Source organism: Mucilaginibacter calamicampi (assembly GCF_042676765.1).
Lineage (GTDB): Bacteria > Bacteroidota > Bacteroidia > Sphingobacteriales > Sphingobacteriaceae > Mucilaginibacter > Mucilaginibacter calamicampi.
Map to the genome: position 1 here is coordinate 123,811 of NZ_JBHTHU010000018.1, position 8,381 is coordinate 132,191.

The following is an 8,381-nucleotide window of genomic DNA, read 5'->3' on the forward strand; positions in this document are numbered from 1 at the left end:
GCGATATTTATTATTTTGAACACCGTGTGTTCTGCTCTGTCTGCGCATCCCCTTAATGGAGTAACAGATAGTTTAAAGAAACTTATTTCGAACAAGCTGAGAAATAACGCCGGGGTTGATACTACCACCATCAGGCGCATTAACACATTAGCCTATGAGTTTTATGAATCACATCCCGACAGTACCAGGTACTACGGCGAATTGGAAATAAAACTAGCCAGAAAAATAAATGACATTCAGGGAGTTGCAGATGGCAGCGTACAGGTTGCTTCTGTGAGTGCTTTTAGGGGAGATTATAAAACTTCTGAGCGACTTTACAAAAATGCGCTTGATATATATATACAGATTAACCATAAGCATGGGCTTTACAACAGTTATACGGGGTTAGGCAGTATAGCAGATTATCTGGGTAACTATGATAAAGCCATCCAGCTTTACAATCAAGCGCTGCAAATAAGTAGCAAAGCTGGTAACGAGGCAGACGAAGCAGAGTGTTATAATTTAATAGGAATTACCTACGATAACAAAGGCGATTACTCCAGAGCGCTTGATAATTATTTTAAGTCGCTCATTATCAATATAAAGCAGAAAGACGACCTGTCTGCGGCGGATAAATACTGCAACATAGGCGTAATAATGCACGAACTGGCGCTTAATGCAAAGGCCTTGGATTATTATGGAAAAGCACGCGACATTTGGTATAAACTTGACGATAAACAGGGCCTTAGCGCCATTTACCAAAATATTGGAGAGGTGTTGCTTGACCAGGGAAAGTATGATGCTGCTTTACGCAATTTCAGATACGCAGAAGCGGGTTATACGGCCGTGGATGATCATGACGGACTAAGTCTCATCTATTACGATCTGGGTTTATTTAAGCTTAGAACAGATCAAACAGATTCTGCATTGTACTATCTCCATTTGTCGCTCAAATCAGCCAATCAAAGCAGGATAAAATATAACGTAGCTAATGCTTACCTGGGCCTTGCAACAATATATAATAGCAGAAAAAATTTTAGCGAGGCCTACAAGTACGCTGTTAATGCGCAAACTACCGCCAGTACAATTGGTATTAAAGGAGTAAAGGTTGATGCTATTAAAGAAGTTAGCACGGCCCTGGCTGGATTAAGGCGCTTTAAGGATGCATACGAGCAAATGCTTCTTTATTCGGCGTTACGCAGCCGTTTAAAACATAATGAAAGCATCCATAAAATCGCTTCTTATAATATCGAAATAGAATTCGCAAAGAAACAGAAACAGATCATTGATCGGCAACAAAAAAAGGAAGCAGCCTTTAAGAAGAAGATTGCACTACAAAAGGGCGTGAATGTGGCATATGTGGCTATAATAATTGTGATAGCTACTTTGGCTATTATATACTATCGTGGCAGGCGCAGGCAAAAGGCCATTAACGCGCTGCTTCAGGAAAAAAACAACGAGATACTGTTGCATCAGGAGGATATTCAAAACCAATCTGTTAAATTAAATGAGCTTAATTTGTTAAAAGACAGGCTAATTGGTGTGCTTGCGCATGATCTGAGAGCCCCTATAAGCACCTTGCGCGGGCTTTTTAATTTAATGATAGATAAAAGCATTACACACACTGAGTTTGTTGAAATGACGCCGACCGTATTTAACAAACTTGAACATACATCAGACTTTTTGGATACATTGCTTTTTTGGATAAACAGCCAGGTTGATACTACCGATGCCAATATCAAAGCGTTTAAAATACTTGAGGTAGTACATAAAGAACTTACGCACCTGGAAGACAAGATAGCGCAAAAGGATTTGGATATAAAAGTAACCATAGATACAGATGTTACCGCGTTTGCTGATCCCAATTCCATCCGTATTGTTATTCATAATTTTTTAACCAACGCCATTAAGTTTTCAAACAGGGGTGGGGTAATTGAAATATCTGCTTTTGAAAAAAATAACGGTATGTTTTTTTGTATCAAAGACAATGGAATTGGAATGAGCGAAGAGCATTTGGCCAATCTGTTTAAAAGCCGCGTAAGCAGCTTGCAAGGTACTGAGAATGAAAGCGGAACCGGCATGGGACTTTTGTTTTGCAAAGATCTGATTGAAAAGTACGGCGGGAAAATCTGGGTTGAAAGCGAACTGGATATTGGCACCAAATTGTGTTTTGATCTGCCAATGCATCCTTAAATCTATCGCTGCAGGGAAATAATATTGCCCGGAATTTTATATTTGCCTAACCTTTTACAATTATGCTTATACGTATACCGCTTATCGCAGTTTTTTTATCGCTGGTTTTTAACGTTGCTGCTAAAGCGCAGCAAGACACTACCCTTTATGAGCTTGGCCGGCTAAACCTTTCAAAAAAGTTTACCCAATCCGTCACCATAAAAGCGGCAGAATTGGAGAAGATCCCCTTTACTAATATTAATGATGTAATTACCACTTGGCTTTATGGCTATTACGGTGATAAGAGAAGCTATGTGTATGTGGTAGATGGATTTTTGAATACTGATGTAAATGCTTACAGCATTTTTGATATCGATGAAATAACAATGGTACAAAATGCTGCAGCCTATTTAAACGGAGCACTGCCCGGGCAAGTATTGTTGCTGGTTAAAACAAAAAGAGGTACAAAACCCGGATCGGGCGTAAACGTAAACGGGCAAACCAACCTGGTTAACGTGCGCAGCGCATATGATAATGCAGGCAGCTCTAAGGAATTTTACAGTCAATACTATTTATCGGCTTACAAAAATACCGGAAAAGTAAATGCAGGTTTTTCCGCATCTGTTCAAAGCAACCCGTATCCAACATCAAACTTTACCACCATACCATCAGACACCTACACCGCAAATCGTTTTAAGTTTAGCGGATATCTTAACGCCCAATTGAATAAAGCCAACAGTTTAAATATTACCACGGGCTACGTGCCTCAAAATGATGATGTAAGTATTATACAGCGCGGCCTTACAGCTCAAGGCTATAATACTTTTAACAGCACCGGCTCCGGAACGCAAAAACTTTTTTATGCTAATGCAGGCCTTATTTCAAATATAGCGGGCAAACTTGTCAATAGGTTAAATTTAGGTTATCAGACTCAGAACACCAACGGCAACTTAAGCAGAAGTCAAGAGTCTGTTCAAATGTATGGCTCCAGTGCTGTTATATTAAACTACAATACTAAAATAGACAGTGCTGAGAATCTGAAAAGCTTTGTATTTAACGATAACCTGTCGTACAATATTAATGTCGGGAAACTCAGTATACAACCGGCTGTAAATTTTACGTATAAAAAACTTACCAGTAACTCATCCTATTTAAGCAACAGCACTGTCGTTCAAACTAACCAGGTCCAAAACTTTTATAGAAACACTGCCGGTAAAACGTCTGTATCGCTGTTAACTCCGTCTATCGCGTTTAATTATCAGGATATGATATTGCTGCAGGGCGGTTTTCAGCAATTTTTGAGTACTGGTTTGCAAAACTCATATGCTGTTGAAAAGCCAGCTATTACACCATTTGCCAATGTAGGTGTAGACGTTTTAAAAGCGATCAACGTTAAATCGGCAAGCTCATCCTTGGTTTTTTCTGCATCATATGCAAAGGCAATGGTTACGGGTGCTGAGCCACGCGCAACTTTGTCTGACCAGGTAATTCCTTTTACATCTACTACCACTTATCCCTATGCACCCGGTAGTAACTTTCTGGCAAGGTTTGATCAGTTTCAGGGAGGAGTATCATACGCCATATTAAGCAACCGTTTATCGTTTAGCTACAATTATCAGCAAATTAAACAGTCCAATCCGGTTATAGTATCGCAGTATGCCTATTTTCCCATCCCCGCTTATTTATTATTTAATAAGCAAGGCAAAATACACAGGGTAGCCGTTAATGCCGATATATTAACCCATGGCAACCTTAAGTGGAGTTCTTTATTTAACATAACAGCCTTTAAGTACGTTTTGTATGATGCCCAGAACAAACCCTTCTATGATCAAACTACTCAGCCCAATACAAATTACGTTACCGGGGGGATGGTGAACAGGCTGGCATATAAAAAATTCTCTGGCGGGTTAGATATATTGTATTGTTTTAATCAGGGAGGTTTTATAGGTTCGCAGTATACCGGCCTCGGGAGCAAGTATTATTCTATCAATCTGCAAAACATTTATGCAGGCTATAGCTTCAAAGTTTCTGGCCAAAGGAATTTTGAGGTTTATGCAAATTCGCGCAATATGTTGATGACTAATAGCTCTACTATTACAGATAACCGCAGATTTTATGGTGTAGGATTTAAGGCTGCGCTTTAATTCTGTCGTCTGCGTTACTTGCAACTTTGAAAAACCCAAGTGGCAATAATTGGTTTACTTATTTGTTTAAATAAGATACCTTTGAAAGATGCGCTATAAATACGTACTGTTATTTTTATTTTTTTTCACTCTCCAACAATCTGCTAAAGCCGATTTTACTTTAGATCAAAACTGCACGGCCGCTTTCAAAGCCGTATTTGAATTGCGTTTCCCGGAGGCAAAAAGATTAATTGCCGAAGAAAAACGTATCAACCCCGATAATGGTATCGTCCTTCTGCTGGAGAATTACATGGATTATTTTTATCTGCTCACCTCAAGCAACAGGGCAGATTATGAAAAATACAAAGACAGGCGTTCTACCAGGCTCGATGCGCTGGAGGACAATGACGAAAATTCACCCTATTATATGTTTACGCAGGCTGATATTTATATACAATCGGCAGTTTTAAAAGCCAAATTTGGCGATAACACTTCGGCTGTTTTTGATATGCGTAAAGGACGCAAGTTGCTTTTGAGTAATGCCGAAAAATTTAAGGATTTTATTCCTAATCAAAAAAGTATTGGCTGGTTAAATATCCTGATAGGGGCCATACCCCCAAGCGCAAAAGGAATAGTCGGCATTTTAGGGGTTAAAGGCGACCTACCGACAGGCCTTAAACAATTGCAACGCCTACGCGGGCAGTTAGACGGTACTAAATACAGTTTTTACAAAGACGAAGTTACTTTTATTATAGCGCTGGCAAATATTGATATTTTGAGAAATAAGGATAGTTATGCGCAATTAATGGCCATGGCGGGCGACATGAGCGAGAAGAGTTTATTAAAAAACTACTTGCAAGGCTATATTGCTTTTAAAACCGGCCATACAGATGTAGCCATAAGCAAGTTTACAGAGGCTCCGCAAACTTCCGAGTATATGGATATGCCGGTAATAACTTATTGGCTGGCCAATGCCAAATTATGCAGAATGGACAGGGATGCTGATAAGTATTTGCTGAGGTTTATAAGCGAAAACAAGGGGGATAGTTTTAACAAGGATGCCTATTTAAAAATAGCTTATTGCGCTTTTCTAAAAAAAGATATCGATGGCTATAATAACTATCTTAATATAGTGCGTACCAGGGGCTCAGCAGCAGATGAAAAAGATAAAGAGGCGTTAAAGGAAGCAAATGATGCACGGCCTGACGAAGAATTGTTGCGGGCAAGGTTTTATTTTGATGGCGGATATTATGATAAAGCACTTGCTATGCTCAAGGCAAAACAGTTTAGCGAACTAAAGATAGTGCGCGATAAAACGGAATATTACTATCGCTTTGGCCGCACGTATGATGCTATGGAAAACGATACCGCTGCATTAACCAACTATCAGCGCGCGATAAATTTAGGCAAGGCAACCAGTTATTATTATGCAGCAAACTCCGCGCTGTTAAGCGGACTTATCTACGAGAAGAAACGCGATTTTAAAAAGGCAGCGGAGTTTTTTAAACAAACCCTGTCAATGAAAAATCACGAATATCAAAACAGTATTGATAACCAGGCTAAAGATGGCCTGTCACGAATAAAAGCCGATTAAGACTGGCTTACTTGCCCGGCTTTGTAAACCTCACCTGTTTTTGCAGCGCTTTTTTGTGATGTACGTTTACTTTTTCCACAAGCTGGTTAAAATTATAATCTGCAGTAGTTCCGCAATCTAACATGTTAAAATATAAAGATGGCTTTGTGCTTTCAAAGTACTCAATAATATTACTGCACCAAATTAACTGGCAGTTGCCCTTTACGCGGCTCACCACTTCGTTAATTCCATCCTGAAATTCAATATCCGGTATGTGCATACTCTCCAGGTTTCCTTGTGGAAAGTAAAGAAACAAATTGCCCGGCTCTGATAACTTTTCGCCTATGTAATCAAAACTCTCTATTAATGATAGTTTGCCGGGCTCAACAGAAAAGCTTCCGCAGTAACGCAACCATGGATTTTTCTCCATTTGCTTTTTAACCGACATGATATAAAGCCTGCGCATAAATCCAGGCTTCCATAAAACTTGTCCGCATAAGTAAAAAGCCAAAAAACCATCCAAAAAACTAAAATGGTTACACATTAATATATATGAGTGGTTGGGCTTTAGTTCAACGGGGTTAATGATCAGTTTATTAAAGCGCCGTTTTAGTATTGCCGAGATCAAAATGCTTCCGCACTTAAAAAAGAAGGGCTTTAACGGTTTTGATTTGATGATCATGGCCGCTAATTTAATGTATTTATAAAAGCAGGGTGCAACTATCGAACAAATATCAGCTTTTAGCAGGCTGCGATAATATCCGCAGCTCCTTAGGATAATAGTTATTTATACGATTAGGCAGTAGCTTGGCCCAACCTAAGGCTTGCCCCTCGTAAGTCATCAAGCTCCAGCCTTTATCGGCTGTATCAATAGTTAGGTTATCTCGCCTTAAGTATTGTATTGCCTGGTTGTAGTCCAAAGGTGTTTGTAAAATAACATCCTTATTTACTATGGTACTTAAAGCTAATTCGTGGTCGGGCACAACATCGCGCCCAGCAACTTTACCAATGCGCACACCAGATTTTTTTATATATAGGCGATGTGCCAATAAGTTCAGGCTCTCCTTATGCACGTTATTAATAGCCAGCCAGTCATCATTCACTTTAAAAAAATAGAACTTTTCTGGCGTCGCAATATAGCTGCGTACCAATTCCAGCCCCTGTTTATCCACCTTTTGATTATTGTTGTTTTTAAAAGAGCCCGGATCAGAAGTTTCTTCCTTTTTGCGCAGGCAGGCGGCAAACAAACCTTCGCCCTGTACCTTGCCCGGATAAAACCGATACCCCCATGCGTGTTTTAAAGCTGATTGTGTTTCTACTATACCCCAGTCGTTATTAATAGGTATACGTATGCTTTCCATATTAAACGTCTGGCATAACCAATCCAATATATTCTCGTTTTCCTGATGCGAGTAAGAGCATGTACTATATATAAGGTATCCGTCTTCCTTTAATGCCGGGTAAACATCAGCCAAAATGCGTTCCTGTCGCTGGTGGCAAAGGTTAACGTTAGCCTCGCTCCACTCCGTCATGGCCTCCGGGTCTTTCCTGAACATGCCCGAGCCCGAACAAGGCGCGTCAACTAATACTATATCGAAAAAGCCGGGCAGGCGTTCAAAATCTTTAGGGTCGTTATTGGTAACTATGGTGTTGGCCATTCCCCACCGGGTCAAATTATCAGCCAGTATGGGTACGCGGGTTTTAATGATCTCGTTAGCCACCAAAAGGTCTTCGGTCGTCATGGCGGAGTTTAACAAGGTGCTTTTACCTCCCGGCGCGGCACATAAGTCAAGTATCTTTACAGGCTCCTGTTGTTTTATTTGTTGTAGTATGTAGCCGATAAACATAGACGATGCTTCCTGCACATAATAGGCCCCGGCATGAAAAAGTGGGTCAAAAGTGAACGATGGACGTGCATCCAGGTAAAAGCCATCCGCGCTCCAGGGCACTTGATTGCCTGTTTTTATATCAGCTTTTTTAAATGGATTTAGGCGGATAGTGGTTGGCGCGGGCGTTTTTTGGTGTGCATCAACAAAACTTTCGCGGTTAAAGCCCGGCTCACTGTCTAATAATTCAAGAAATTTGGGGGGGAATTGCGTCGTCTCCATCTGTGTTCAAATATACAAAAAGCGCAATAGGGTAGGTTTTAATAAAAGATGTGTTTATGCTAAAGGTTAGTTTACAGTGGTTTATGTGGTGATAGAAAAAATTATAAAAAATGTTTTCGGCACCTCAGATTTTCTGCTTACATTTGCAACCCGGCCGGTAAAAAAGCCGGTTGTTTTTTGAAAAGTTGCGAAGAAAAAATAATTTAAAAAAAGTGAAAATAACACTTGACATGAATACTAAATTATTCGCATCTTTGCAGCCGCTTCAACAACGAAGCAAAACACTGAAAAAATAGAATCCGCAAGGGTTTTACAAAATAGTTCTCTGCGACAGAGAACGACGAAAGTTCTTTTAAAAGATGCAATCATGTAACGAGCGGTAGGACGCGGTTAACCAATCAGAGAAGCAATTCGAAGAGTGGAATA

5 protein-coding genes are annotated in these 8,381 nt (G+C 40.0%); 3 read left to right on the forward strand and 2 right to left on the reverse strand.

The window, feature by feature from the left end:
- The first annotated feature begins 24 nt into the window (after window positions 1-24).
- The 3 genes from ACFQZS_RS13945 to ACFQZS_RS13955 all read left to right on the forward strand — a co-directional run bounded on the left by ACFQZS_RS13945 (window position 25) and on the right by ACFQZS_RS13955 (window position 5,868).
- On the forward strand, window positions 25-2,172 hold the full coding sequence (locus ACFQZS_RS13945; RefSeq protein ID WP_377101232.1) for a tetratricopeptide repeat-containing sensor histidine kinase: 2,148 nt from the start codon (window positions 25-27) through the stop codon (window positions 2,170-2,172).
- A gap of 62 nt (window positions 2,173-2,234) precedes the next feature.
- Window positions 2,235-4,295, forward strand: a complete 2,061-nt coding sequence (locus ACFQZS_RS13950; protein ID WP_377101234.1) for a hypothetical protein — start codon at window positions 2,235-2,237, stop codon at window positions 4,293-4,295.
- A gap of 88 nt (window positions 4,296-4,383) precedes the next feature.
- Window positions 4,384-5,868, forward strand: a complete 1,485-nt coding sequence (locus ACFQZS_RS13955) for a tetratricopeptide repeat protein (RefSeq protein ID WP_377101236.1) — start codon at window positions 4,384-4,386, stop codon at window positions 5,866-5,868.
- 7 nt (window positions 5,869-5,875) lie between these two features.
- On the opposite strand, the gene ACFQZS_RS13960 is transcribed toward ACFQZS_RS13955, so the two are convergent.
- A complete protein-coding gene (locus tag ACFQZS_RS13960) occupies window positions 5,876-6,529 on the reverse strand; it encodes a lysophospholipid acyltransferase family protein (protein ID WP_377101237.1) in 654 nt (217 codons plus the stop codon).
- Between the two features lie 52 nt (window positions 6,530-6,581).
- A complete protein-coding gene (locus ACFQZS_RS13965; protein WP_377101239.1) occupies window positions 6,582-7,955 on the reverse strand; it encodes a methyltransferase RsmF C-terminal domain-like protein in 1,374 nt (457 codons plus the stop codon).
- Window positions 7,956-8,381 lie beyond the last annotated feature (426 nt).